Here is a 25,280-nt window from a genome sequence, read left to right on the forward strand (position 1 = left end):
CTTTCATGGATTATCACAGCCCCGCCAGCTTTGCCGAGGCGTCGGCTCTGGCCGCAAATGCAACGGGCATCACTCGGTTTCTGGCAGGCGGCACCGATGTGCTGGTGCAGTTGCGCTCGGAATTGGTGACGCCCGATACGCTGATCGACATCAAGAAGATCGACGGCGTTAGCGAAATTACCCGCAATGCCGATGGCAGCTGGACGCTGGGCGTCGCCGCGACCGGCGCCGAGATGAGCGAGCACGCCGCGTTGGGCCGCGATTGGCCGGGTGTGGTCGAGGCGATGGACCTGATTGGATCGACTCAGGTACAGGGGCGTGCGACGCTGACCGGGAATCTGTGCAATGGCTCTCCGGCGGCGGATTCGGTGCCAGCGATGGTTGCGGCAGGCGTTACAGTCACCGTGACGGGCCCGGACGGCACACGAGAGGTGGCGGTCGAAGACATCCCGACGGGACCCGGCAAGACCTCACTGGCCAAAGGCGAACTGATCTCGGCGGTCAACATTCCAGCGCGTGGCGACAACGCCGGTGACGCCTATCTGCGCTTTATCCCGCGCACCGAGATGGATATCGCGGTGGTTGGTGTGGGCGTAAACTTACGACTGGATGGCGATACCATCACCGAGGCGCGCGTCTCACTGGGGGCTGTCGCACCAACCGTCTTGCTGGTTGAAGACTGCGCCAAAGCGCTGATTGGCAGCGCGTTGGATGACGCGGCGCTGGACGCGCTGGCTGCAGCGGCCTCGGCTGCCTGCAATCCCATCGATGACAAACGCGGCACTATTGCATTCCGCACCGAAGTTGCTGGCGTTCTGGCCAAGCGCGCCGCAAAAATCGCCTATGCCCGCGCAAAGGGAGAAGACGTATGAGTAAGTTCCACGTATCCACCACCGTGAATGGGGACGCGGTCGAATACCTCTGCGACCCGCGCGAAACCCTGCTGGACTGTCTGCGCGACAAGCTGAACCTGACCGGCGCGAAAGAGGGCTGCGGCACCGGCGATTGCGGTGCTTGTTCGGTCAGCGTCGATGGCCGTTTGGTGTGTTCGTGCCTGATGCTGGGCGTCGAGGCTGAGGGCAAGCAGATCGAAACAGTTGAAGGGATCGCGGACGGCGACGTCCTGCATCCGCTGCAAAAGAAGATGATCGAGTATGCCGCCCTGCAATGCGGCATCTGTACCCCGGGCATTCTGGTGGCGGCCAAGTCGCTGCTGGAAAAGAACCCCAATCCCACCGAAGAGGAAACCCGGTACTGGCTGGCAGGCAATCTCTGCCGCTGCACCGGCTATGACAAAATCATTCGCGCCGTGATGGATACGGCGGCTGAGATGCGGGAGGCTTCGTAATGGCACTGGACGATCGCAAATCTGACTTCACGTTTGTCGGCACCCGCCCTGACCGCCCTGACGGTCTGGACAAGGTGACGGGCCGCGCCAAGTTCGGTGCGGATATCTCAGCCCCCGGCATGTTGCATGGCGCTATCCTGCGTTCACCCCATGCCCATGCGCGGATCGTCAAGATTGATGCTTCAAAGGCCGAGGCCCACAAAGACGTCAAAGCCGTTGTTACCCGCGCCGATTTCGCCGATGTCCCCTTCAAGCCGGGGCTGGAAGGCGAATTCTGGAACGTGCTGGAAAATGTCATGGCGGGCGAAAAGGCTCTGTATGACGGCCACGCGATTGCAGCAGTTGCAGCGACATCAGCCTTGGCGGCGCGCGATGCGCTGAAGCTGATCGAGGTTGAATATGAAGTTTTGCCCCACGTCACAGATGTGGACAAGGCGATGGCACCGGACGCGCCTGTCATCCGCGAAGGTGCGGCAGATTATTCGGTGCCTGAGGGGATGCACCCCAACGTGGTGCGCTATCACGAAAGCGGCCACGGAGATGTCGAAGCCGGATTTGCCGAGGCGGATCTGGTAATTGAGGACAGCTTCGTTACCGAGGCAACCCATCAGGGTTACATTGAACCTCATGCCTGCATGGGGTCTCTGGGTACTGACGGCAAAGGTGAGCTTTGGTGCACCACCCAGGGCCATTGGATCGCACAGAAAACCTGCGCGGCGTTGCTGGGCATCGAAACCTCACAACTGCGTGTGACCGCGTCTGAGATCGGCGGCGGCTTTGGTGGTAAGACCACTGTGTTCATCGAACCGGTTGCGTTGGCGCTCAGCCGCAAGGCCAACCGCCCCGTAAAGATCGTGATGACCCGGTCCGAGGTGTTCCGTGCGACCGGCCCGACCTCATCGGCGTCGATGGACATCAAGATCGGCATGAAAAAGGACGGCACCATCACAGCAGCCGAAGGCATCTTCCGCCTGCAGGGTGGTGCCTTCCCGGGTGCACCCGGCGACATGACCGCCATGTGTGCCTTTGCGCCCTACAACCTGACCAACGTTCGCCAGGTCGGTTATGACGTGATGGCCAACCGCCCGAAACAGGCCGCCTATCGCGCGCCAGGCGCTCCGATGGGTGCGTTTGCGGTCGAATCCGTTCTGGATGAGCTGTGCAATCAACTCGGCCTCGACCCGGTGGATGTGCGCCTAAAAAACGCCGCGCATGAAGGCACCAAAGCCAGCTATGGCCCGACCTATGAGCGCATAGGTCTTGTCGAAACGCTTGAGGCCGCCAAGGCGCATCCGCATTACTCGGCCCCGTTGAAGCCGGGGCAAGGGCGCGGGATTTCCTGTGGGTTCTGGTTCAACCATGGTGGTGAGACCTCGGTATCTCTGGCGCTGTCCGAGGACGGCTCGGCCCAAGTCATGGTCGGTACGCCGGATATCGGCGGATCACGCGCGTCAATGGCGCTAATGGCGGCCGAGGTTCTGGGCATTCCCTACGAGAACATTCGCGTCACCGTCGCCGATACGGCAACGCTGGGTTACAATGATGTGAGCCACGGCAGCCGCGTGACCTATGCCTCGGGTCTGGCGACAATCAAGGCGGCGCGCCACGCGGTCGAGCAGCTATGCGCCCGCGCAGCGTCCAGTTGGGGAATCCCGGTTGATGCGGTGAAATGGGAGAACGGCTGTGCCGTGCCCTCAGGCCCCAATGCCGGTGACTTCGATCCGCGCCCGCTGGCCGATATCACCGCCCATATGGGCGCGACCGGCGGCCCGATCTCGGGCCATTTCGAGGCCACGCCGGAAGGCGCGGGTGTATCCTTTGGCACCCATATCGTGGATGCCGAGGTCGACCCGGAAACCGGCAAGACCAGCATCACCCGCTACACGGTCATTCAGGACGCGGGCAAGGCGATCCACCCGACCTATGTCGAAGGCCAGTATCAGGGCGGAGCTGCGCAGGGCATCGGCTGGGCGCTGAACGAGGAATATATCTATGGTGAGGATGGCCGCTTGCAGAACTCGATCTTCCTCGATTACCGCATCCCGGTCGCCAGCGATCTGCCGATGATCGACACGGTGATTGTCGAAGTGCCCAACCCCGGCCACCCGTTCGGTGTGCGTGGTGTGGGAGAGACCGGCATCGTGCCGCCCTTGGCCGCCATCGCCAACGCGGTCTCCAACGCGGCCGGTGTACGCCTGAAGCAACTGCCAATGTCCCCGCCGCGCATTCTTGCCGCGCTCAAGGACAATGGTTGAGGTCCACCTCTGGTCTAGCCTCCGGTCTTTGACCGGGGGTCGCGAGGTGGTCGAGGTTGAGGCCGCCACCACGGGCGAATTGCTGCAGGAACTGGTGCGTATACATCCCCGGCTGCAGGCACCGATCGATGCGGGGGTCTCGGTGGCGTTGGACGGGCGCATCATCGCGACCGGACTGTCCGAGCCGATTCCGGAAGGTGCCGAAGTTTATTTAATGCAGCGTCTCAGGGGCGGTTGAAGGCGAAAGGTCTAGTTGGGCCCCGCCGTCACGCGAAATCACGGGACAGGATGAACGCGCAACACTGCTCGGTCAGATCTTGGAAGCGCGAACGCTCGCGGACATAGAGATACACTTGCCTTTTGTCGTGAAGGTCCGTGATCGGGCGGTAAGACACCGCCTCCGGCAAGAATTCGGCAACGGTTTGAGGAAGCACTGTGATCCACTCGCCCGATCGCACCAGCGTGATCAATGAATGCGTGTTGTGAATTGTGATCTCGGCGTTTTTGATTGCCGTATGGAAAGCCGGCGTTTGAATCAGATCGCACAACGTGTTTCGGACAAAGGGTGCGCTGGCGATGTCGGGGATATTCAGCGGTTCTGCGCGTGTGATCAGAGGATGATCCGAGGCCGCGACCAATCCAAAGGAGTCCTGAAATAGTGGAATGGTTTGGATGCCGTTCAGGGCGTGATACCCGGATGCGATTCCGATATCTGCCTGATCCTGAGCGATGGCATCCAACACCTGCTGCGTGTCGGTGTCGCGCAGCTCGATCTTCACCCCGGGGGATTCGCTGCTCATGTGGTGCAATAGTGGTGGAAAGATCAACGCGCCAACCGACGGGACGGATACGATCCGGATCAATCCCTGTTCAGCCAGCGCGGCGGCCTCGATATTCTGGACGGTCTGATCGAATTGGCGCACTTGCCGCAAGCCCAGATCGAGTACCTGCTCACCCAGCGGGGAAAGCTGGTTCTTGCGCTCGCCTTCGAACAGCTTTTTGCCCAGATGGTCTTCGAGCTGCTTCAATGTCATCGAGACGGCTGATTGCGTTCGACCAAGGCGGTCGGCGGCCTCGGACAGGTTCCCGGTCTGGGCCACCGTGCAAAAGCAACGCAGCATCTCAATCTTGATTGCCAACTTCAGGTTCCTTGAAGTTTGTTTAAGTTATTTGAGTTTGACTGATGTGCATCGGAAAATCCATCCTGTGACAAACGAATTCTGACTCTGGGGCGCATTGTGACCAAACTGAACCTGATCGCTGGCGAATGGCTGGCAGGCGAAAGCGAAATCGAAAACCGCAACCCTTCTGATTTGACTGACCTGGTTGGTATGTTCGCGCAAGCCAGCAGCGACCAACTCGAAGCGACGCTGGATCAGGCGCGTGTCGCGCAAGCTGAATGGGCTGCCTATGGGCTGGAACGTAAGCAGGCCGTTCTGAACGCCATCGGTAACGAGCTGATGACCCGCGCCGAGGAACTGGGCACGTTGCTCAGCCGGGAAGAGGGCAAACCGCTGGCCGAGGGTAAGGGTGAGGTCTATCGAGCGGGTCAGTTCTTTACCTACTACGCCGCTGAATGTCTTCGTCAGATTGGGGAAAACGCCGACTCCGTTCGACCCGATATCGAGATTGACGTGCGCCGCGAAGCGGTGGGTGTTGTCGCCATTATCAGCCCGTGGAACTTTCCCACCGCGACCGCTTCGTGGAAGATTGCGCCCGCGCTGTGCTATGGCAACGCTGTGGTGTGGAAACCGGCGAACATCACCCCGGCCTCGGCCGTGGCACTGACCGAAATCATCGAACGGCAGGACATTCCCAAAGGTCTGTTCAGCCTCGTTATGGGCTCAGGCCGCAGCATCGGGCAGCGTTTGGTCGAAAGTCCTAAGGTCAACGCGATCTCTTTCACCGGCTCGGTTCCAGTAGGCAAGGGCATCGCGGCGGCGGCGATCCAGAACCTGACCAAAGTTCAGATGGAGATGGGGTCCAAGAACGCGCTGGCCGTGATGGACGACGCGGATTTGGATCTTGCGGTTTCGCTGGCATTGGGCGGCGCATTCGGCGGCACCGGTCAGAAATGCACCGCCTCGTCGCGGCTGGTGGTGCATGCAGGCATCCATGATGCTTTTGTCGAGAAACTCGTCGCAGGCGCGCAGGCGATGAAAGTTGGCCACGCGCTGGAAGAAGGTGTTCAGATGGGCCCCGTCGTAAGCCAGCAGCAACTAGGCGAGAACCTCGCCTATGTCGATCTAGGTAAATCTGAAGGGGCCGAACTGGCCTGCGGTGGACAGCGCCTAGAGATGCCGCATGAGGGCTTCTACATGTCGCCGGGCGTGTTCCTGAACACCACCAACGACATGCGCATAAACCGCGAGGAAATGTTCGCGCCGCTGACCAGCGTGATCAAGGTCGGCAGCTATGACGAGGCGCTGAGTGTGGTGAACGACACCAATTTCGGCCTGACCTCGGGCATCGTGACTAAATCGCTGGCCCGTGCCACCCATTTCCGCCGCAATGCGCGAACTGGTGTGGTGACGGTGAATTTGCCTACAGCAGGCACCGATTATCACGTACCCTTTGGCGGTCGCGGCGACAGCTCGTACGGGCCGCGCGAACAAGGCAAAGCAGCGGCAGAGTTCTATACCACCGTCAAGACCGCCTATATCAGCGCAGGCCCCGTCTGATGCGTATCGACGCGCTGCAATATGCCAACTGGTCGGAGAAGATTTTCCGCCAACTGCGCGAAGGCGGCGTGGATGCGATCCACGTCACCATCGCTTATCATGAGAATTTCCGCGAAACCGTTCTGAACTTTGAAAAGTGGAATCGCTGGTTCGAGCAATACCCGGACCTGATCATGAAAGGCCGTTGGGCCAGCGACATCGACATCGCGCGCGAAACGGGGCGGACGGCTGTGTTCTTCGGGTTTCAGAACCCATCCCCGATCGAAGACGATATCGGTCTGGTTGAGGTTCTGCATGATCTGGGCGCCCGCTTCATGCAGCTGACCTATAACAACCAGTCGCTGCTGGCGACCGGCTGTTATGAGGCCGAAGACACCGGCATCACCCGCATGGGCAAGCAGGTGATCAAAGAGATGAACCGCGTGGGCCTTGTTGTCGATATGAGCCATTCGGCGGATCGGTCGACCATCGAAGCGGCGGAATTGTCCGAGCGCCCCATTGCCATCACCCATGCCAATCCGCACGAATGGTCACCTGCTTTGCGCAACAAGCGCGATGCGGTGATCCGGGCGGTGACGGAAAATGGTGGGATGCTGGGCTTTTCGGTCTATCCTCATCACCTCAAGGACAAGTCCGACTGCACGTTGGAGAGTTTCTGTGAGATGATCGCCCGAACGGCTGAGAAATACGGTGCCCAGCATCTGGGGATTGGCACCGACCTGTGTCAAGATCAGCCCGACAGTGTGGTTGAATGGATGCGCGTGGGGCGCTGGACAAAACAGATCGACTATGGCGAGGGTTCGGCCTCGGCCCCCGGTTTCCCGCCCATGCCGGGCTGGTTTCGGGACAATCGCGACTTCGGCAACATCGAGTCCGGCTTGCGCGCCACTGGCATGAACTCCGACGAGGTCGCGGGGATCATGGGCGGCAACTGGTACCGCTTCTTTGCCGATAATTTTAGGCCACAAGGCATATGATGGACCAAAGCCCGCATATCGCACGCCGCGACCCGGCCACTGTGATGCGCCTGTCCCGTCTAGGATCGTTGCATCAATGCCGTCTTAGTTTCATGCGGCAATTGACCCGTCGGATGGCTGCCGAAAACTGGACGTTCACCCGCCCAGTCTTCCAGATTGATGAAAAGGGCGTCGGTCACGCGGTCTACACTGCACAAGGTCCGAAACGCGCTTATTCGTTGGTGGCGTTTGCCCATGATCTGCCACCCGAGCAACGCTCGGATCGTGTGATCGCCGAGGCATGGGACGCGACCTTTGCGTTGTTTGACGGAATTCCTGACCCGGAAGACATTGAGCGGCTTTCGCAAAACGTACCTCTGCAAGAGGCCGGGCGTGTAAGCGAAAGCGAGCTGTCCTTGTCACGGGCCAACCGCTCGGTGCGTCTGTGGGCACATGTCGTGGATCGTCTTGCCACCGGTCAGCAGCCCGACCTCGAACAGATTTACAAGGTCGGTTACCTGATGCGGACAACCGCCGTGTATGGCTCGGGCAAGTTCGGCGCGGCAGATCGTGAGAGGATTGCAGACCGAGACGAAGTCAGCGCGCCATTTCAGGCCGAGATGCTTTCGGTCTACCTGACGCGGACCTTCGTGCGCGATCTGGTGCAACATATGGCCCGCACCAAGGGTGGCGACCAGACCGCAGAGTTGAACCCGGAAATCGCGCGTTGGCTGGGTATAGGCAATTCGACCGGGCTAGGTATGGCGCCTTTCATCGTCAATCACCCGATCCTGTTCAACAACTGGATCATGGTCCGGGAAGAGGCGATCTCGCGGGTTCGGTCCATTGAGACCGCAACAGAGGCAGAAGCGGCCAATTTTCGCAACATCTTCGCCAGTAGCAAATTGTCGATCTCGTGGTGGAAGTCCGAACATCCAATCCAGATCGAAAAGCTTGCGGCGCTGAATGCTGACTTGTGCGCAATATCGGACTATCTCGACAAGACCGATCTGACGGGCAATCAGCCGTGGGACCGCTTGATATTGTGGTCTCAGGCTACGCTCAGCGAAGAAGGGCAGGAGTTGTTGGCCTCGCTGATCCTTGAACCCTACGGTGAACTGGTCGATGGGCTGACCAGCTGTATGGCAGACAGCAACGGTGCGGCGCATGTGATTGATGGCACGATGACCGTTGGCGCGGTGCGCGACCTGATCCGCGCCAGCTTTGGCTGGGCAATGGATCTGGACTGGAACACGCCCGAACACTGCGCGCGCGCTTGGTATGTGTCCGAGGAAAAGCTCGAGCCCCGGCTGGGTGAGCGGTTTGACGAACCGATTGCAGACTACGAACAGCCGCTAGCCCCGGCGCGCGACGCGGCTCTGGCCGAAAGCGCGCTTTCGGAATGGGCGGATGGTGCACCCATCGCCGAGTTCCTACTTGAACACCCTGAACACCGCCACACGATCCGTCGCGCGCAAATGAGCCGCGTAGCGCCTTACGGCGAAATTCGCGACAACACGATCAGCGCGGATGTTCTGCCGATCGACATGCTGCGTGCCAAACTCTCGTTCTTTGGTGCCACGCATTTCGATCCTCGTTCAGACCGCTGGGTACGTATCTGCATGTATGCTGGCGCGCCTTATCCCGAAGAGTTAAGCAGCAAGACTGCCGATCTGTGGGTCTATCCGGAGCTTGGACCGTGAACGTATCGCTGAATGAGGTCGAAGCCACGGCCAAACGCGCCGCGCGCGGAGCCGGATACCCCTGGGGACTGGCGGAAGAGGTCGGCAAAGCCACACGTTGGCTATGCGCACACGGGATTGATGGCACGAATTCCCTTGCGCAATTGTTGGAGCAAGGTCTGGCAGCCTCACTCAAGAATCACCGCCCGGTTGAGATGCAGTCGGCTTGGGCGGGGCAAGGCGTGCTTTGCCCGATCATCACGGGCGCTTTGCTGTCTGATCGGTCTGACCTGCTGCACGCAGGTCCCATACGTATCCAGAAGCTCGCAGTACCTGTTTTTCTGCTGCCCTTCGTAGCCTCGGCGGCACGCGCCCAGAATATCGTGATCACGCATACGTGCGATCTGTTCAGGGCCGCAACGGATGGCGATCGTCTGGAGGCGGGGCAGGATTGGCCATCGTTTTCTGATCACACCCAGATCACGCTGGGCGGCCAACTTACCACCCCTCGACCGCACGTGACCCGCGCAACCCCGGACCCGGCTTGCTGGGACACCCTCAACCGATTTGCCCATCGCACCTACGCGCCTGCTACCGAAGAATCCCGACTGTTGGGTGCTGGCGCTGGCCTGTCCGACAATGACTGAATGAGAGAGCGACATGATCGAAACCCGTACCCTTAGCCTAGCTGAAATCGAGGATCTTTCTTTCCGTGCGTTGGTGTCCGCGGGCACCAGCGAAGAAAACGCGCGCCCATTGGCAATTGCAACCGCCGCAACCGAGGCGGACGGGGTAGCGAGCCATGGTCTGGCCTATATCCCGATCTATTGCGAACATGTTCAGTGCGGCAAGGTAGATGGGCAGGCCACCCCTCAGCTGTCCCAGCCGCGCCCCGGCGTAGTGACGGTCGACGCGGCAACCGGGTTCGCCCACACGGCGATCGACGTTGGGTTCGAGGCATTGATCGCTGCGGCGCGCACGCAGGGCGTTGCGGTGTTGGCGATCTGCAACAGCTATAACTGTGGCGTGCTGGGGTATCACACCTACCGGCTGGCACAGGCTGGTTTTGTGGGGCTTGGGTTCACCAACGCGCCCGCCTCCATCGCGCCGTCCGGGGGTGCCAAGCCCGTGGTCGGGACCAATCCGTTCTCAATCGCAGTCCCCGGAAACTATGGCCAACCCGCATTACTGATCGATCAAAGTGCCAGCACCATCGCCAAAAGCGAGGTCATGAAACACGCGCGCGAAGGCAAACCAATCCCGGTTGGCTGGGCGTTGGACGCAGATGGCAACCCTACGACCGACCCGAATGTTGGGCTTAAGGGTTCCATGGCCCCATCGGGTGGGTACAAGGGGGTTGGCGTTGCCCTGATGACCGAGGTTTTGGCTGCAGCGCTGACCGGTGCCACGCTTGGGATACACGCCTCACCTTTTTCGGGAACCGCCGGTGGGCCTCCGAAAACAGGCCAATTCTTTATCGCAATTGACGCTTCTGCGACTGCGGATGACGCATTTTCTTCCAGAATTGTCGATCTTGTCGAAGCGATCCGATCTCAGAACGGCGCACATTTGCCCGGTGACGGCCGCCAGGCAAAGCGTTTGGTGGCCAAGAACGATGGTGTGGCTGTCAGTGTAGCGACCCTCGACAAAATAGAAGCTCTGCTGACGTAGGGCTCGATGGCGAAGCTCCGGGACGCTCATGAAGATCTTTCTGGAAATCAGGACACGTGCGAATAGGGAGGAAACACATGTCTATGAAGGAACCTTTTACCGATCTGGAGATCAAGCGATCTTCGGGCGGGTTTTATGAAGGGCACAGTGTTGAGATTGCCTTGCTGAGCAAGTCAATCATGGTCGCGCTGGTTATCTGGGCGCTTGTCTGGCCCGCAAATGCAAACGGAGTTCTTGGAAGCCTGAACTCGCGTCTGCTGGAAGATTTTAACGCCTTCTATATCATTATTGTCGGCTTTTTTGTCTTTTTCCTGTTTGTCGTGGCGGCGCTGCCGCAAACCGGTAAGCGGCTTATGGGCCCAGAGGGCGAAAAACCAGAATTCTCGGATTTCTCATGGTTTTCGATGATGTTTGGCGCGGGCTTGGGCGTCGGTCTCATGGTGTTCGCTACCGCTGAGCCTTTAGGGCTGTGGGGATCGAACCCGGTTGTCATCGCGGGCGATGTCGTCGGCAATAGCGAAGACGCATTGCAGTCGGGATATCGCTACACTTTCCTGCATTACGGGTTTCACGCCTGGGCGATCTATGTGGTGACCGGCCTGTCGCTGGCCTATTACGCCTACACGCGCAACATGCCCCTGACTATTCGCACCGCGCTGACACCTCTGTTCGGCAAGCTGATGAACGGCTTCCTGGGCCACGTCGTGGATGTGCTGGGCGTGGTAGCAACCATTCTGGGTGTTTCAGTTACCATCGGGTACGGGGTTTCGCAGTTCATCGACGGCCTATACGCCATTTCGGGTATGGAATGGATGATGGATCTGACCGGTGACGCACCAGCCCCCAGTACTGTTGGTCTGCTGGCTGGCCTCATTGTGATCATGGGCCTCTCGATCATCTCGGCTGTCTCTGGTGTTGGTCGTGGCGTCAAGTACCTGTCTAACCTGAACCTGGTGTTGTCGCTGATCCTGTTGCTGGTCTTTGTTGTCTTTGGGTCGTTCCTGTTCGCGATGACGACTTACGCAACTGCATTTGTCGATTACATCCAGCACTTCATTTCGCTCAGCTTTGGTGCTTTCAATCCGCAATCGGCGGCGGCGTTTGATGCTGCCCTGCCGAGTGAAGCAGCGCCGTTTGCCGATGCGCTTTATGCCGGTGCGACCAATCCTTGGGGATCGTTTGACGGGTTCAAATCTGGCCTGGAAGGCGACGCCGCCGCGCTGCCGGAATCTGTTCTGGCTTCGGTCTACGCCGCAGGTGATCCGGGTCGGCAGTTTGGCTGGCAAGCGGGCTGGACCACGTTCTACTGGGCCTGGTGGATCGCGTTTTCGCCGTTCGTCGGCCTGTTCCTGGCGCGCATTTCCAAGGGACGCTCTGTGCGTGAGTTCATCATCGGTTGTGTCTTTGCCCCTGCGCTGGTCTGCTTTGCGTGGATGACCATTCTGGGTGGCACCGCGATCGATCTAGAACTGAATGGCACCGCCGAAGGCGCCATCATCGGGGCGTCGAACACCGCCAAGCTGTTTGTCACCTTGCAAGAGATGATCACCGGTGGGCTGTTGTCTGGCATCACCGTGATGTGCGTCGTCCTGATCATGACCTTCCTGGTCACCTCGGCGGACTCGGGCATTCTGGTGATGAACACCATCATGTCTGGCGGAGATCAGAACATCGGTAACAAGCACAAGATTGTCTGGGGCCTTATCCTGACAGCGGTAATTGGCGCTCTGATCCTGGCTGCGGGTGAAAACAATCCGATGGACGCCTTGCGAAATGCGATGATCATCGGTGCGCTACCCTTTACGATGGTCATGGGCCTGATGTGCATAGCGCTCGCCAAGGCGCTTTATCGCGATGGTCTGAGGCAAAAGCAGACCACAGCACCTGCGGAATAAACCTAGGCACGGGCGGTTGTGATGCAACCGCCCGCTGTCATCAGGCGCTTGCGCGCGTCAACTTCAACTCAATTCAATGAAAATTCCAGTGGCAGAGACGCCACGTTATCGTGCACCATTCGAGGCATTATGTCGGACGTGAAGATGGTGTGCCCGGAGGGAATTGAATTTGGATGAAGGAGTGCCAATACATTGATTTAATGATATAAAACCATACGTAGAGCAGCTATATGTGGCGGTCCTGCGGAGGCGTATTGGCCAATATCATGACTAACATAAGCTACAATGTAACTTCGGCAATTGTTGAAGGAATATCCTTCGCAAGCTTCTCGATAGCCGAACACTTGCACCGACGCGTCCTCGCATTTAGTCAGGATTTCGTGAATGCACCGGGCAGCCTTCAGCTCAAAGCAAAGTTACTCTACAATCTTTGCAGATTCTCAGATACGCACCAAACATCATTTCGCCAACGTTTCTACAGTGAACTTTATTGGTCAGCTAAATAATAGCTGCCTCCTGTAACCGTGAATTCGCTGCCGGACGACACTAGAGCTGTCTCCAAAAACGGGAGAGGCAATCTGGCGCGAGACACAGGATGTCGCCAACCGAAAGTTCACCTCTAACGAGGATTCTGGCTTCTCGCCGCAAAAAAGATGATCCCGGCACAAATGTTCATGCTAATCCAGTAGAGTATTAGTGCAGATGCAAGTGAATAGACCAACGCAAAAAGAACAACCGACACGATTAAGTAACGGATCAATTGATCCTTTTGGTTATGCCAGCGCAATAGGGCCTCGCTAATTCCAAGGAGCAACATTAAGATAGGGAGTAAATTTAATCCAAAAAACAGATGATCTTGTTCCGAAAGATCACTAATTAACAAAAAGCTAACGCCTTTCAATTCATCCGAGCCTCCAAAAATAAAGATCGCCGAAATCAGAAATGGAATCATAACAACGAACGAAGTTCCGGCGACGATCGATTTGATTGGATGATAGCCGTGTTTTTCATAAACTTTTTCAACTACTTCGAATCGTTTTTCGCCTTTTAGTCCAGCAGCTTGCTTTGCGATATCGATGTCGACCAACTGCTTGACCGCAAGAAATTTATCCTCGGACTTTTTCGCCCACTTCTTAAGCGGGATGGTCAAAATCGAGATCACCATTGCAAGCAGAATTATCGATAGCCCAGCAGAATTCGTTGCAGTCCACATCAAATCGAACAGCAAGTCCATCGGATATATAACCGGCAACAGGACCGTATAAACAACATCCCCTATCACTGTGGCTCAATATGGTAAATCACGCGCTTACCGCCTTTGAGGTCTTTGGAAGTACGCACTTTAAAGCGCTCTTTTAGCTCGTGCTCGAAGGCCACGCGGTCGTAATCCAGATACTGTTCCGTTTTGTTCTGCAGCAATTTGACGACCATCTCGTCGTGCCGATCAACGAACTCAATAACGATGTCGCAATTGAAAGACCGCAACCAGTCTAGGAACAATGCCATCGGGATATTGGCAGAAATCCGAATGTGGTGGACAAGGGCCAGAACCAGAATTGCATCTGGATTGGCGCGACTGTCGAATGAAGAGCGTTCCTTGCCTGCCCATCCCTGATTGGGGGAGACGTTGGACAAATCCAGCACTAACGGCAAGATGTTGTTGTGCACCGAGTGACCGGATTCATGCATAAACAGTTTCTGGACCGCATCGTGGTCGCCATCAGCTGCAATGACCAAGTCTGCATGTTCCGCAGCAATTTTTGAAAAAGTGCCTGTGTTGCAGCCGATATCCATTAGGCAATAAGGTTTCTTTTCTTGTACGAACTTTTGTACGAAACCTTTTTTCGCTTGGAGTTCCTCGTCATCGTAAGTGTGGGTTTTGTCGTATTCCGACCAGTCCGTGTGCTCGATGTTCACAGAGAGCGACTTGACCAGTCGCGTTACACTTTCAACAAGTGCCAGTACGTATTTTCGACTGACTTTGCGCTGACTTCGGTCCTGAGCGGGAACGGCATCGCGTTCACGCGCCTCAATCCGCTTTTCTACGCGAGCAGGTAGCATGATGTGGCTAGCGACACCGCGCTTGAAACGGGAGAAACCTCTGAAAAAGTTCGCAGCCTCAACCGGAGGTATACCGTCCAAGTAGGACCGTAATAATGGAAGGTGATTGATGCCCAGATGACTACGCATCATCAACGGCGTCAGAAAACAGCAACAAAACTGTCGGTATGCCAACCAGGGTTCGCCTTCCTGCCAAGGCACAAACGATGGGATGTCAATAAAGACTGGTGCCGTACCTTCAAACTGGATGTTAAAAGGTGTTGAGTCCTTAATGGTCCACCCAGCTTCCAGCGCGTCGGTCAAGATACGCAGATGCAATAGAGCCGCTCGTCTTAGCATGGCGAACGACCATTCGTAAGAGTAAGAAACGATCGAGACAGGCTCATGCTGCATCACACCTGCCCATCCGGCTTCTAGGATTTCCTTTGCAACAGGATCGTCAGGCGCGCAAAGCTTGGTTTTTACAACGCGCTTTTCGATCTCAAGTTGTTGGTAGAAGGGCTCAGTCTGGAGCTTTTTGAAGTTCTCAAGCGTTTTATTGTCGACGCCTCGAAAAATCGCAGAACTGCCATTTTCGGGTAAGTCAATTGTATATACACGGCTGCTGGGGTCACGAAAGGAGCCACTGTTTGCCTTAGTCATCGAGCGCTCGACTGTCTTCTTCATCGCTTTTTGTGCCAAATATCTTTCGCTTCAGCTTATAGAAGTACTTGCGGAACGTGTAAGCAATCGCTGCGAAGAACCCGAGAATTGTGGTTACAATGACGCTCCCCGAACCTGGATCCACGTATGCCAGAGCAACGGATGGGTGCACAATGGCAGCGGCAATGATGAGCAATGCCAATTTCTTGCGGCTATTCATATACATAGTCCTCGAATTTATCACTTACGCCGTCAACGCTTTGGTTGATTCTATAGACTTGATCCAGTTCCTGATAGCGACCCTCGGTCAGGCACTTTAAGATTGCTTCCGCACCTTGAACGCTCGTCGTATACGTCTGCTCATTTCTCAGGTCCACATAGGTTTTACAACGCCCCTTCGGAAAAACGCCCCCTAATATCCCAAAACGATCATGTACAAAGAACTCTGGGTCTTTCGCAAAACGGGTCTCCCAAGTTCCGCGGCTCCTCCATGGGCCGTGATCTCCAAAAATGTACAGAATCGCTGTCGGGTCCTCCCGTTCAAGTTGATCCAGCAGCCGTTTCATGGTTTGCTGTGCTTCCTTAGAGCGTTCCATATAGAAGTCATCAAATGCGGCGTCGGCATCTTCATCCTCGATGAAAAAGTCCTTGCCCGTGTGGCCGGGGGAGTAGATCGAAGCGAGCAAGAATTGCGGCTCCTTTTGACGTGACAGATAAGACACGAAATCAAGTACATGTGCTGCTTTGTCGACCTTTGTATCGGACTTGTTTTTGTCGATGAATCGGCAGAGACCAAACAACGACACCTGTCGAAACTTGCTATCATTGAATTCGCACGCGCCCGCTGTTCGCGACGGAATATGATACCGATCCACATAGCTGCCCTGTTCGGTCCCAAAGTATTTTCCGGCATAGGCCGTGTTGATTTCGTAACCATTGTTGCGGAAAATTGCGTTTAGTCGACCGTCGTACTTACCCGTATAGAGTTCAAAACTTTTACGTTTGCCGCGATCAAATTCATCAACCTCCATCCGTAGCATTAGATTCATCGCATATTTTGTGGGGACACGGACCGAAAACAGATTCTCGAACCTGTCCATTCTGGTATAAACCAGTTCGTGGAAAGCTGTCTCTTCAATGCCCATGTAGCGAGATGTCAGGCTTTTGGGGTGAATTGAGTCAAACGAGATAAGATAGACATTTGGTTTTGTATCAAACGTGATATCTTCGATGCCTGGAAACTCTGTGTTTTCAGCCTCTTCATTCGCATCCAGCATGTCCCGCCCAGGGACAAGGATGAAAATCACAGCCACGATTACAGCAACTATTGCCCGGCCCCGAACAGCCAAGCTCAGAACGATGTAAGTCAAATAGATCGCAAGGAGGCAAAGGCCAGCCATTGCTATCATCGGAAGCAATACGAATGCTTCGACCATCGACCAATTAATCGAAAAAACAGCGGCAGCGAAAAGCACACCCGTCAGAGCTCGGGCCGCTATTGCAAGCTTTGAAGGCAACAAATTTGCAACGACAACCATTGCAATAAGGACGGAAGAACAGGCCAGAAAGGCTGTTCTGATGTAGTCCAACTCAACGGGGCGAAATTCATTTCTAGCGCTGAAAACTGTATCCAGCGTAAAAATCGATAGCGCTACAACTAATATGAATGCGCTTAAGAAAATACCCAGGAGTCTTTTGCGATTATTCATTGCAGAGAAATCAACTTTCGGTCTTCAGACGAGTGTTTAGAGAAAAGTACCATTTTCTTCAATTGCGGGTGGTTAAGGCTGGTTGAGAGCTCGAGAGGGACCGGTACTACACACTAGGGCTTTTGAAAAGTAGCTAGAGACAGTTCCGAGAGATTTTTAACGTGTTTTGCAGATCGGTCTTCGATGCAATCTGATTGGAACTGGCTCGCGGGCTCTAGTGATTTGGTTTTCTTCCGTTGGACTGGTCCTCCACTATGTTTAGGAAACCGGAGGAGGCACATGGCAGACAGGCGATCGAAGCCCGGGGAGGCAGTCACGAAATTGCGACAGATTGAAGTTCTGGCAGGGAAAGAGGTACCACTTTGCCTAACGTGAGGAGCATTGCACGTCAGAGCCACCCGTCTCGATGGTGACCAAAAGGTCCCGTAGGGATCACATTGAAATAGACCGGTCTGGCACCTTGACGGGAGATCTCAGCCCAGGCCCTGGCCATTCCGCAGCTGGTTCAAAGTCGTCATAATCGTCCACCACGTCATCACCCATGTGGACGTACCGCTTTAGTTCCATGAGGCGGCAGCGGCATGCATTAGTGCAAAGACAGAACTGCACCTCGTCGGTACCTAAAGAGCGCTTATTGATCGTCCATCGGTAGCTTCAATCCTTTTTCGTCTCGAAGGTAGTCACACTAATCTGCAATGTCCTTAGGCCTTACTCGAGAGATATCCTCGTGCTCCGGATAGGCAGCCAACGTGTCTTTCTTATGAGCGAAGTCTCAATCGTTGCATACATTCCCGTTGCTCAGGTGGTCTTTCTGTCACCGCTCCGTGAGATGGGTGAGTGCTGGGCCTTCTGCCGCCTTTTTTTGATACGCCTTCGGGTTCCCATTCGGGGAAACGCATGACCTGAGGGTCCGGGGTGAAATCGCCTTCCGTTCTCTTCAACTGCTGGCTAGCCGCCTGCATCCAAGACCTGTGGACTTCACGTAGTAATCGCGCACGCGTCGGTTCGTCTACAGCAATACCTTCTTCCGCCAGGATCTCGTCAGCGACATCTCCGTACCATTTTAGTGCCGCCTTCGGTAGCTTCCGCTTGTTGGCTCAGGTGCAGTACACGGTTCCATATCTCAGGTTCACCCGGTTCACTATCTAGCATTTCCATCAGGCGGAAATACACGCGACCAGAAAGAGCAACGATCTTTTTCAAAGGGAGGGTTTCAGGCTTTGACCGCGGGCACGCCCACTGCTTTTGGATTTTGGCGTATTCAGCCGCAAATCTCTCTTTGGCCTCTGCAGGGTCTCTGGTGCGGAGTGACCTTGACACCTCGGCACGGTCGACGATTCCCTTAAGGTCCGCCGGAACTCGCACCCTGATGTAGTATATTCCGCTGTTTTTTGTTTTTGCCTGGTGTAGGCATGATAAGCGTCACTGTGTAGAACTCCTATGTAGGAGACTGCAAGCGCAAGCCGCTGTTTTATCGTAAGTTTCTGATGTAAATAAGGAAATCATGGTGCTGCTGGAGAGAATTGAACTCTCGACCTCTCCCTTACCAAGGGAGTGCTCTACCTCTGAGCTACAGCAGCGCTGTGGGCGGGTGATTAGACTCAAACGAAACGCGGCGCAAGGGTGTCTGGACGGTTTTTTTCTACTCCTGTAGAGAAAGGCAATGGCAGACAAAAATTCACCTAAAAAACACGGCAAGTCCGGGGAAACGCGCGAAGACCGTCTAAAGGCGGCGCTAAAAGCGAATATGGCGCGGCGCAAGGCTCAGGCCAAGGCGCGGGCCACCTCCGGGGACAAAGCCGGCAAGGACGAGGGATAAGAGCAAATGGATTCGATTCTGGTAACGGGTAATGGCCCGCTGAACGGGCAGATTCCCATTGCGGGGGCCAAAAATGCGTGTCTGACGCTGATGCCCGCGACCTTGCTCAGCGAAGAACCGCTGACGTTGACCAATGCGCCGCGTTTGAGTGACATCAAGACCATGACGGCGCTGCTGCGGTCGCTGGGGGCCGAGGTGTCTTCGCTGCAGGATGGTCAGGTCATTGCGATGTCCAGCCATGACCTGAACAGCCACACGGCGGATTATGACATCGTGCGAAAAATGCGCGCTTCGAACCTGGTGTTGGGGCCGATGCTGGCGCGGCTGGGGCAGGCCGTGGTGTCGCTACCTGGTGGATGTGCAATTGGCGCGCGCCCGATGGATTTGCATGTCGAAGGGCTTGAGGCGCTGGGCGCCGAGATCGAGCTTAAAGATGGCTATTTGCACGCGAAGGCGTCGGGCGGGCTGAAAGGTGCTGTGCATGAGATGCGCTTTGCCTCGGTTGGCGCGACCGAGAACATCGTCATGGCCGCCACGCTGGCCAAGGGCACCACGGTGCTGAAAAACGCCGCGCGCGAGCCCGAGATTGTCGATCTGGTCGAATGCTTGCGCAAGATGGGCGCTCAGATTTCGGGTGAGGGGACCTCGACCATCGAAATTCAGGGTGTCGATCGTCTGCACGGCGCGACCCATCAGGTGGTGACCGACCGGATTGAGCTGGGCACTTATATGCTGGCCCCGGCGATCTGCGGGGGCGAGGTTGAGCTGCTGGGCGGGCGCATGTCGCTGGTCGAATCCTTCGCCGCCAAGCTGGATGCGGCGGGGATCAGTGTTTCTGAAACCGACAAGGGGCTGAAAGTTTCTCGTAAGAACGGGTGTGTGACCTCGGTCGATGTGGTCACCGAACCCTTCCCCGGCTTCCCGACCGATCTGCAGGCGCAGATGATGGCGCTGATGTGCACTGCCGAAGGTGTGTCCGTGCTTGAAGAGCGTATTTTCGAGAATCGCTTTATGCATGCGCCCGAACTGGTGCGCATGGGCGCGAATATCGAGGTACATGGCGGCACGGCCACCGTAACCGGGGTCGAACGATTGAAAGGTGCTCCGGTGATGGCGACAGACCTGAGGGCCTCAGTCTCGCTGATCCTTGCCGGAATGGCGGCGGAAGGTGAGACGGTTGTCAGCCGGGTCTATCATCTGGACCGCGGATATGAACATGTGGTGCGCAAGCTGGAAGGCGTGGGCGCAAAGATCGAACGGATTAAGGGTCAATGACAGACGCAAGTTTCAAAGATGGCCGCGAAGCACCGCTGAACCTTGGAGCCGAGGATGCCGATGACCTGCAGGTGATTGCGACCCTGACGCAGGATGCGGTTTTCCCGGTGACCGAGATGACATGGCAACCCGGCCAGCGCCGCTTTGCGCTGCTGCTCAATCGCTTTCGCTGGGAAGACAAGGATGCCGCTGCCCGGCGCGGTCGCGCCTACGAGCGGGTGCAGGCCGTTTTGATGTTCGGCTCGGTTCTGTCGGTAGCCAGTCAGGGCATCGACCGCAGCGACAAGGACATGATCCTGTCACTGCTCTCGGTCGAATTCGAGCCAAGCGAGGATGGTGCGGGGCAAATCCTGTTGACCTTGGCAGGCGACGGCGCGATCCGCCTGTCGGTTGAGGCCATCGATGCAACGCTCAAGGATGTGACGCGTCCCTACAAGGCGCCTTCTGGACAAGCGCCCCATCACCCCGAGTGAAGAATAAACGTGGCATCGCTCAGGCCTTCCCGAATCCGCCACGCGGCATCGCGGTGCGGCGGGCAACCGTGTTTGATGTATTCGACATCAGCCGTGTTCTGATCCGATCGATCCGTGACCTCTGTCGGGCGGATCATCTGGATAATCCCGAAAACCTTTCCCGCTGGTCTGCCAATAAGGATCCGGCTTCGGTCCGAAACTGGATCGATAGTGGAGCAATCCTTTGGGTCGCTACGCAAGTGGGAGTGGTTACTGCAGTGGGCGGTTTAAGTGGCGAGGGTGAGATATCTCTGCTCTATGTCGATCCCGATCACGCAGGGCGCGGGCTCGGAACAGCGCTGCTGCATCGGTTGGAAGAGGAACTGCAGACACGTGGCGTCTCTGAGGCGCATCTGCACGCGACCAAAACGGCACATTCGTTCTATCTGGCGCACGGCTGGCATGATGTCGGCGACCCGACGGAATGGCACGGCATCCCCCAATTCCCGATGCGCAAATCGCTGCGCCCAGCGGCCTAAGGGTTGAGGCCACCCGGCCCGGGCGATAAGACCCGTTGAAACGCTTCCGGAGTCTCTCACATGCCCGCTTTCCTCGATACGACCTCCGCCGATTTCGAACCTGCATTTCAGGCGCTGTTGTCCGCCAAGCGCGAGGACAGCCCCGATGTGGATGCGGTCGTGGCGCAGATCATCGATGATGTGCGGACCCGTGGTGATGCTTCGGTGATCGAACTTACCGCGAAATTCGACCGGCTGGAGCTGACGCCCGAGACCATGGCCTTTTCATCCAATGAGATCGCCGAGGCCGTCGCGCGGGTCACGCCCCAGGACCGCGCCGCGTTGGAACTGGCAGCAGAACGCATTCGTGCATATCACGAAAAGCAGATGCCCGAGGATCATCAGTGGACCGATGAGGCAGGCGCAACACTCGGCTGGCGCTGGTCGGCGGTGTCGGCTGCGGGGCTTTATGTGCCGGGCGGATTGGCTTCATACCCGTCGTCGGTTTTGATGAACGCAATACCTGCGAAGGTGGCGGGCGTAGACCGGTTGGCCATTGTCGTCCCCACACCTGAGGGTCAGGCAAACCCGCTGGTCCTGCTGGCGGCACAACTGTCGGGCGTGGATGAGATTTATCGCATCGGCGGCGCGCAAGCTGTGGCCGCGCTGGCTTATGGCACCGAAACCATTGCGCCGGTGGACAAGATCACCGGGCCGGGCAATGCTTTTGTCGCCGCTGCCAAACGTCGGGTTTTTGGCAAGGTCGGCATCGATATGATCGCGGGCCCCTCGGAAATTCTGGTCATTGCAGACAAGGACAACGACCCCGACTGGATCGCGCTGGACCTGCTCAGCCAGGCCGAGCATGACGAAAGCGCCCAATCCATTTTGATCACGGATGACGCAGAATTTGGTCAAGCCGTGACGCAAGCGGTGGAAAAACGTCTTGAGACCCTGCAACGCCGCGCCATCGCCCGGGCCAGCTGGCGCGACTTTGGTGCCGTAATCACTGCGCGCGATCTGGACGAGGCTGCCGCGTTGTCCAACCGCATCGCGCCCGAACATCTGGAACTCTGCGTGGCCGACCCGGTGGCGTTAAGCCAGCAAACGATCCATGCCGGTGCCATTTTCCTTGGCCAGTACACGCCCGAAGCCATTGGCGATTATGTCGGCGGCCCCAATCACGTGCTGCCCACAGCGCGTTCGGCGCGCTTTTCGTCTGGCCTTAGCGTGATGGATTTTCTCAAACGCACAACGCTCAGCCAGATGACACCCGAAGCTTTGCGCGCCATCGGCCCGGCGGCTGAAACGCTTGCGCAATCCGAAAGCCTCGAAGCGCATGGCCTGTCCGTTTCGGCGCGCCTTAACCGGCTGAATGGCTGAAGTGACGCAATGACTTGGCACGCATGGCGCTTCTGTACGTTGCTCAATGAAAATCGTTGTTATAGGTCTGTGCAGACGCAAGGATTGTGACCGTTAAGATGACCCGTATTTCGCATATCGAACTGGACGACCGAAATCTGCCCCCGCCGACACCGGAGATCGAGCAGGAGCGGAAGGTCGCCATATATGATTTGCTTGAAGATAACTCGTTCACGCTGCCAGCGCGCGACGATCGGATGATCCCCGACGGGCCCTACCATGTGCAGCTATCAATCCGTGATAAACGACTGGTTTTCGATATCGCCACCGAAGCCAGCGAGAAGGCGGCTGAGTTTCATCTGTCGCTTGGTCCATTCCGGCAGGTCGTAAAAGACTATTTTCAGATCTGCGAGAGCTATTTCGATGCGGTGAAAACACTGCCGCCCAGCCAGATCGAAACGATTGATATGGCTCGGCGCGGCATCCACAACGAAGGCAGCCGCGTGTTACAGGAAAGGCTGGAAGGCAAAGCTGAGGTTGATACTGATACTGCCCGCCGCCTCTTTACGCTCATCTGCGTCCTTCATTTTGGAGGCTAACGGGTGACGCCTCTGCCGCAGTCCATTCTGTTCTGTTGCGACCACAATTCGGTTCGGTCACCCATGGCCGAAGGCATCATGAAGAAGTTTTACGGCACCGGCACCTATGTGCAATCCGCCGGTGTGCATAACGATCTTGAGATCGATGGGTTCTGCATCGCAGCCTGTCAGGAGATTGGCGTTGAGCTGTCCCGTCACCGCTCGCGTTCTTTTGACGAAATGGAGCAATGGGGCGATGACCTCAGTTCATTTGACCTGATCGTGGCCCTGTCACCCGCCAGCCAGCGAAAAGCGCTGGAACTGACGCGTTTTTTTCACCTCGATGTCGATTATTGGCCAATTATGGACCCTACCGGACTAGGTGAAACCCGCGAGGACAAGCTACGTCATTATCGACAAACCCGAGATCAGATCATCGCGCATCTGAAAGACCGCTGGGGTGAACCGACGGAGTGAACATGAACCCGACCGTGCAAACTTATTTTGATGCCTTCAATGCCGGTGACGTGGATGGCATGCTGGCCTGCCTGTCGGATGACGTGGCCCATCATGTCAACGAAGGTCAGATTCGCGTCGGCAAAGAGAAATTTGCCGCCTTCTGCGCGCATATGAACCACTGTTACCGCGAGAACCTGACGGATATCGTGATCTTTGAAGCCGAAGGCGGTACCCGTGCTGCGGCTGAGTTCATCGTCAACGGAACCTATCTGGAAACTGATGAAGGTCTGCCAGAAGCGTATGGTCAGACTTACCGCTTGCCTGCGGGTTCGTTTTTTGACCTTAACGACGGCAAGATCACCCGCGTGACCACGTTCTACAACCTTGCGGACTGGACCAAACAGGTCTCGAATGGCTGAGATTTCGCAGGTCCGCGCAATGACCGGAACGACATTGGTCGACGCGTTGGATGAAGTCGCGCGCCTGCGGATCGACGTATTTCACGCCTGGCCATATCTCTATGATGGCGATCTGAAGTATGAGCGGAAATACCTGCAGTCTTACGTCGATAGCGCCAGGGCCATCGTTGTCGGAGCGTTCGACGATGATACTTTGGTGGGTGCTTCGACGGGTGCACCTTTGACGGATCACGCCGACGATTTCGCGGCCGCGTTCGAAGGCTCGGACCTGTCGCTGGGCGACATCTTCTATTGCGCAGAATCGGTTCTGCTGCCGGAGTATCGCGGACAGGGCGCAGGCCATACGTTCTTTGATCTGCGCGAAGCCCACGCCCATGCGATGGGATTCACCAAAAGCGCCTTCTGCAGTGTAGTACGCCCTGACGACCACCCCATGCGACCAGATCATTACCGCCCGTTGGATGCCTTCTGGCGCGCGCGGGGTTATGCGCCGCTTCCTGGCGTCGTGGCGCAATTCTCGTGGAAGGATCGAGGCGACGATTGCGAAACCCAAAAGCCGCTTCAATTCTGGATTCGGGATTTATAAGCCATCCATGCGCGTCGCGCCGGGTATTTGAAACGGGTTGTGGCATTGTGAGTTGGCGATGACATGTGCGGCCGAATTTGCCTGAAACACCCTGTGATTGTATAGTTTCACTTATTCAATTGCGCGTTTTCATGGGGAAATTTGATGAAGTCCGTTTTCAATCGCCTGATTCCGGCCTTGGTGCCGGTGACTTTGATCACCGGTTGTGCCTATGAGAACAGGGCCTTTAATGCCGAGCAAACCGTGCTGTCGAATACATCGGGAGACGTTATCGAGCACGCTGTTGGGATCGGGGGTGCGTTTGAAACGGCACCAAAAACATTTCAGTCCACAAGCCTGTTGCTTGAACGCGGTCCTATTCGTACGTCGTATTATGCGCTGCAACTATCAGATGCCTACAAAAGGCTGGGCGACGAAGCAGCGCGCAATCGGGACCTGACAGCGGCGGCACTGATCACTGTAGCAGGCGGTGCCGCGCTTGGAAGTGCGGCCTCGATCTCAGGGAAAGACCTGGCCTTGGTCTTGGCCGGTGGAGCTTTGATCAATGAAGGCGTTAAATACGTAAACCCTAATAGCGCGGCGCAGGCTTTCTACGTGGCATCCGAGTCAATGGCATGCGCAAGTACTGCGATTGCCGCCCATGTGCCTGTGGACACTCCACCTGACATTCGTGTGTCTTCTCTGACCCTTTGGTACATTCGAAAAATTGAGGTTTTGCTGCGCGCGGGATTGAAGCGGGACGTACCGGACTGGAACACGTTGCTCAAAAACCTTGGTTTGACGAGGCAAGGAGCCAATGAGGTGGACGCTCTGCGAGCTGGAGACATAAACCTCAGTGCATTGGAAGTAGACTTGGAAAAGTGCCTGAGGCGAGAACCGGTCGAGAAAGGCAAAGCCAAGACTTAGTACGTC

At 56.6% G+C, this 25,280-nt stretch carries 26 protein-coding genes and 1 tRNA gene; 20 read left to right on the top strand and 7 right to left on the bottom strand.

Features of this window, described 5'->3' with window-relative positions:
- The first annotated feature begins 5 nt into the window (after positions 1-5).
- The 4 genes from I5192_RS17335 to I5192_RS17350 are packed head-to-tail and all read left to right on the top strand — an operon-like array spanning position 6 to position 3,841.
- Positions 6-872, top strand: coding sequence for a xanthine dehydrogenase family protein subunit M (locus tag I5192_RS17335; protein WP_170398402.1), 867 nt, complete (start codon positions 6-8; stop codon positions 870-872).
- Complete coding sequence (locus I5192_RS17340) at positions 869-1,348, top strand: (2Fe-2S)-binding protein (RefSeq protein ID WP_170408211.1); 480 nt, start codon at positions 869-871, stop codon at positions 1,346-1,348. The genes I5192_RS17335 and I5192_RS17340 overlap by 4 nt, the downstream gene beginning before the upstream one ends.
- A complete protein-coding gene (locus I5192_RS17345; RefSeq protein WP_223117397.1) occupies positions 1,348-3,603 on the top strand; it encodes a xanthine dehydrogenase family protein molybdopterin-binding subunit in 2,256 nt (751 codons plus the stop codon). The genes I5192_RS17340 and I5192_RS17345 overlap by 1 nt, the downstream gene beginning before the upstream one ends.
- Complete coding sequence (locus I5192_RS17350; protein WP_170408213.1) at positions 3,596-3,841, top strand: MoaD/ThiS family protein; 246 nt, start codon at positions 3,596-3,598, stop codon at positions 3,839-3,841. Before I5192_RS17345 ends, I5192_RS17350 begins: the two co-directional genes overlap by 8 nt.
- Positions 3,842-3,869: 28 nt before the next feature.
- Here I5192_RS17350 and I5192_RS17355 read toward each other — a convergent pair whose 3' ends face one another.
- Positions 3,870-4,742 (bottom strand): LysR family transcriptional regulator, encoded by an 873-nt coding sequence (locus I5192_RS17355; RefSeq protein ID WP_223117398.1) that lies wholly within the window; start codon positions 4,740-4,742, stop codon positions 3,870-3,872.
- Between the two features lie 99 nt (positions 4,743-4,841).
- On the opposite strand from I5192_RS17355, the gene I5192_RS17360 reads away from it, so the two are divergent.
- The 6 genes from I5192_RS17360 (at position 4,842) to I5192_RS17385 (ending at position 12,488) form a co-directional block, all read left to right on the top strand.
- Entirely contained in the window at positions 4,842-6,284 is a 1,443-nt protein-coding gene (locus I5192_RS17360; protein WP_170398417.1) for an aldehyde dehydrogenase family protein, read from the top strand.
- Positions 6,284-7,261: a membrane dipeptidase gene (locus I5192_RS17365; protein WP_170566732.1), complete on the top strand. Its 978-nt coding sequence runs from the start codon at positions 6,284-6,286 to the stop codon at positions 7,259-7,261. Before I5192_RS17360 ends, I5192_RS17365 begins: the two co-directional genes overlap by 1 nt.
- Entirely contained in the window at positions 7,261-8,943 is a 1,683-nt protein-coding gene (locus I5192_RS17370; RefSeq protein WP_370644457.1) for a hypothetical protein, read from the top strand. Before I5192_RS17365 ends, I5192_RS17370 begins: the two co-directional genes overlap by 1 nt.
- Positions 8,940-9,569 carry a DUF3726 domain-containing protein gene (locus I5192_RS17375; protein WP_223117400.1) on the top strand — a complete coding sequence of 210 codons (630 nt, stop codon included), beginning with the start codon at positions 8,940-8,942 and terminating at the stop codon, positions 9,567-9,569. Before I5192_RS17370 ends, I5192_RS17375 begins: the two co-directional genes overlap by 4 nt.
- Before the next feature lie 13 nt (positions 9,570-9,582).
- Positions 9,583-10,593, top strand: coding sequence for an Ldh family oxidoreductase (locus tag I5192_RS17380; RefSeq protein ID WP_223117401.1), 1,011 nt, complete (start codon positions 9,583-9,585; stop codon positions 10,591-10,593).
- 77 nt (positions 10,594-10,670) lie between these two features.
- Complete coding sequence (locus I5192_RS17385) at positions 10,671-12,488, top strand: BCCT family transporter (protein WP_170398432.1); 1,818 nt, start codon at positions 10,671-10,673, stop codon at positions 12,486-12,488.
- 619 nt (positions 12,489-13,107) lie between these two features.
- Here the strand turns inward: I5192_RS17385 and I5192_RS17390 are convergent.
- The 6 genes from I5192_RS17390 to I5192_RS17410 all read right to left on the bottom strand — a co-directional run bounded on the left by I5192_RS17390 (position 13,108) and on the right by I5192_RS17410 (position 18,480).
- Positions 13,108-13,722: a YidC/Oxa1 family membrane protein insertase gene (locus I5192_RS17390; RefSeq protein WP_170566741.1), complete on the bottom strand. Its 615-nt coding sequence runs from the start codon at positions 13,720-13,722 to the stop codon at positions 13,108-13,110.
- 44 nt (positions 13,723-13,766) lie between these two features.
- Complete coding sequence (locus I5192_RS17395) at positions 13,767-15,215, bottom strand: hypothetical protein (protein WP_223117402.1); 1,449 nt, start codon at positions 15,213-15,215, stop codon at positions 13,767-13,769.
- Positions 15,184-15,411, bottom strand: coding sequence for a hypothetical protein (locus I5192_RS17400; RefSeq protein WP_170398438.1), 228 nt, complete (start codon positions 15,409-15,411; stop codon positions 15,184-15,186). The genes I5192_RS17395 and I5192_RS17400 overlap by 32 nt, the downstream gene beginning before the upstream one ends.
- Positions 15,404-16,900 (bottom strand): LTA synthase family protein, encoded by a 1,497-nt coding sequence (locus tag I5192_RS17405; protein WP_223117403.1) that lies wholly within the window; start codon positions 16,898-16,900, stop codon positions 15,404-15,406. The genes I5192_RS17400 and I5192_RS17405 overlap by 8 nt, the downstream gene beginning before the upstream one ends.
- A 1,041-nt stretch (positions 16,901-17,941) precedes the next feature.
- Complete coding sequence (locus tag I5192_RS22785) at positions 17,942-18,280, bottom strand: DUF6538 domain-containing protein (RefSeq protein ID WP_370644458.1); 339 nt, start codon at positions 18,278-18,280, stop codon at positions 17,942-17,944.
- Positions 18,281-18,405: 125 nt separating this feature from the next.
- Positions 18,406-18,480: transfer RNA gene (locus tag I5192_RS17410), tRNA-Thr, on the bottom strand.
- A gap of 83 nt (positions 18,481-18,563) precedes the next feature.
- Between I5192_RS17410 and I5192_RS17415 the strand changes: the two genes are divergently transcribed.
- From I5192_RS17415 to I5192_RS17460, 10 genes are all read left to right on the top strand, one after another.
- Positions 18,564-18,719 carry a hypothetical protein gene (locus I5192_RS17415; RefSeq protein WP_170425679.1) on the top strand — a complete coding sequence of 52 codons (156 nt, stop codon included), beginning with the start codon at positions 18,564-18,566 and terminating at the stop codon, positions 18,717-18,719.
- 6 nt (positions 18,720-18,725) lie between these two features.
- Positions 18,726-19,994: a UDP-N-acetylglucosamine 1-carboxyvinyltransferase gene (gene murA / locus I5192_RS17420; RefSeq protein WP_223117404.1), complete on the top strand. Its 1,269-nt coding sequence runs from the start codon at positions 18,726-18,728 to the stop codon at positions 19,992-19,994.
- Positions 19,991-20,467: a DUF2948 family protein gene (locus I5192_RS17425; RefSeq protein WP_170408222.1), complete on the top strand. Its 477-nt coding sequence runs from the start codon at positions 19,991-19,993 to the stop codon at positions 20,465-20,467. The genes murA and I5192_RS17425 overlap by 4 nt, the downstream gene beginning before the upstream one ends.
- Positions 20,464-20,985: a GNAT family N-acetyltransferase gene (locus tag I5192_RS17430; RefSeq protein WP_223117405.1), complete on the top strand. Its 522-nt coding sequence runs from the start codon at positions 20,464-20,466 to the stop codon at positions 20,983-20,985. Before I5192_RS17425 ends, I5192_RS17430 begins: the two co-directional genes overlap by 4 nt.
- A gap of 60 nt (positions 20,986-21,045) precedes the next feature.
- Positions 21,046-22,347, top strand: a complete 1,302-nt coding sequence (gene hisD / locus I5192_RS17435; protein ID WP_223117406.1) for a histidinol dehydrogenase — start codon at positions 21,046-21,048, stop codon at positions 22,345-22,347.
- Positions 22,348-22,445: 98 nt separating this feature from the next.
- Positions 22,446-22,925, top strand: coding sequence for a UPF0262 family protein (locus I5192_RS17440; RefSeq protein ID WP_170398457.1), 480 nt, complete (start codon positions 22,446-22,448; stop codon positions 22,923-22,925).
- 3 nt (positions 22,926-22,928) lie between these two features.
- Positions 22,929-23,381: a low molecular weight phosphatase family protein gene (locus tag I5192_RS17445; protein WP_170398460.1), complete on the top strand. Its 453-nt coding sequence runs from the start codon at positions 22,929-22,931 to the stop codon at positions 23,379-23,381.
- Between the two features lie 2 nt (positions 23,382-23,383).
- Entirely contained in the window at positions 23,384-23,782 is a 399-nt protein-coding gene (locus I5192_RS17450) for a ketosteroid isomerase-related protein (protein ID WP_223117407.1), read from the top strand.
- The gene (locus I5192_RS17455) at positions 23,775-24,368 is read left to right on the top strand and encodes a GNAT family N-acetyltransferase (RefSeq protein ID WP_223117408.1); all 594 of its coding nucleotides are present in this window, start codon (positions 23,775-23,777) and stop codon (positions 24,366-24,368) included. Before I5192_RS17450 ends, I5192_RS17455 begins: the two co-directional genes overlap by 8 nt.
- A gap of 144 nt (positions 24,369-24,512) precedes the next feature.
- The gene (locus I5192_RS17460) at positions 24,513-25,274 is read left to right on the top strand and encodes a hypothetical protein (RefSeq protein ID WP_223117409.1); all 762 of its coding nucleotides are present in this window, start codon (positions 24,513-24,515) and stop codon (positions 25,272-25,274) included.
- Positions 25,275-25,280 lie beyond the last annotated feature (6 nt).

Source organism: Ruegeria sp. SCSIO 43209 (assembly GCF_019904295.1).
Lineage (GTDB): Bacteria > Pseudomonadota > Alphaproteobacteria > Rhodobacterales > Rhodobacteraceae > Ruegeria.

What these genes read in the sequence shown, in the direction of transcription:
- I5192_RS17335 (WP_170398402.1), top strand. Translation starts at nt 6, where the DNA reads ATGGATTATCACAGCCCCGCCAGCTTTGCCGAGGCGTCGGCTCTGGCC.
- I5192_RS17340 (WP_170408211.1), top strand. Translation starts at nt 869, where the DNA reads ATGAGTAAGTTCCACGTATCCACCACCGTGAATGGGGACGCGGTCGAA.
- I5192_RS17345 (WP_223117397.1), top strand. Translation starts at nt 1,348, where the DNA reads ATGGCACTGGACGATCGCAAATCTGACTTCACGTTTGTCGGCACCCGC.
- I5192_RS17350 (WP_170408213.1), top strand. Translation starts at nt 3,596, where the DNA reads ATGGTTGAGGTCCACCTCTGGTCTAGCCTCCGGTCTTTGACCGGGGGT.
- I5192_RS17365 (WP_170566732.1), top strand. Translation starts at nt 6,284, where the DNA reads ATGCGTATCGACGCGCTGCAATATGCCAACTGGTCGGAGAAGATTTTC.
- I5192_RS17370 (WP_370644457.1), top strand. Translation starts at nt 7,261, where the DNA reads ATGGACCAAAGCCCGCATATCGCACGCCGCGACCCGGCCACTGTGATG.
- I5192_RS17380 (WP_223117401.1), top strand. Translation starts at nt 9,583, where the DNA reads ATGATCGAAACCCGTACCCTTAGCCTAGCTGAAATCGAGGATCTTTCT.
- I5192_RS17385 (WP_170398432.1), top strand. Translation starts at nt 10,671, where the DNA reads ATGTCTATGAAGGAACCTTTTACCGATCTGGAGATCAAGCGATCTTCG.
- I5192_RS17390 (WP_170566741.1), bottom strand. Translation starts at nt 13,722, where the DNA reads ATGGACTTGCTGTTCGATTTGATGTGGACTGCAACGAATTCTGCTGGG.
- I5192_RS17395 (WP_223117402.1), bottom strand. Translation starts at nt 15,215, where the DNA reads ATGAAGAAGACAGTCGAGCGCTCGATGACTAAGGCAAACAGTGGCTCC.
- I5192_RS17400 (WP_170398438.1), bottom strand. Translation starts at nt 15,411, where the DNA reads ATGAATAGCCGCAAGAAATTGGCATTGCTCATCATTGCCGCTGCCATT.
- I5192_RS17405 (WP_223117403.1), bottom strand. Translation starts at nt 16,900, where the DNA reads ATGAATAATCGCAAAAGACTCCTGGGTATTTTCTTAAGCGCATTCATA.
- I5192_RS17415 (WP_170425679.1), top strand. Translation starts at nt 18,564, where the DNA reads ATGGCAGACAAAAATTCACCTAAAAAACACGGCAAGTCCGGGGAAACG.
- murA (WP_223117404.1), top strand. Translation starts at nt 18,726, where the DNA reads ATGGATTCGATTCTGGTAACGGGTAATGGCCCGCTGAACGGGCAGATT.
- I5192_RS17425 (WP_170408222.1), top strand. Translation starts at nt 19,991, where the DNA reads ATGACAGACGCAAGTTTCAAAGATGGCCGCGAAGCACCGCTGAACCTT.
- hisD (WP_223117406.1), top strand. Translation starts at nt 21,046, where the DNA reads ATGCCCGCTTTCCTCGATACGACCTCCGCCGATTTCGAACCTGCATTT.
- I5192_RS17440 (WP_170398457.1), top strand. Translation starts at nt 22,446, where the DNA reads ATGACCCGTATTTCGCATATCGAACTGGACGACCGAAATCTGCCCCCG.
- I5192_RS17450 (WP_223117407.1), top strand. Translation starts at nt 23,384, where the DNA reads ATGAACCCGACCGTGCAAACTTATTTTGATGCCTTCAATGCCGGTGAC.
- I5192_RS17455 (WP_223117408.1), top strand. Translation starts at nt 23,775, where the DNA reads ATGGCTGAGATTTCGCAGGTCCGCGCAATGACCGGAACGACATTGGTC.
- I5192_RS17460 (WP_223117409.1), top strand. Translation starts at nt 24,513, where the DNA reads ATGAAGTCCGTTTTCAATCGCCTGATTCCGGCCTTGGTGCCGGTGACT.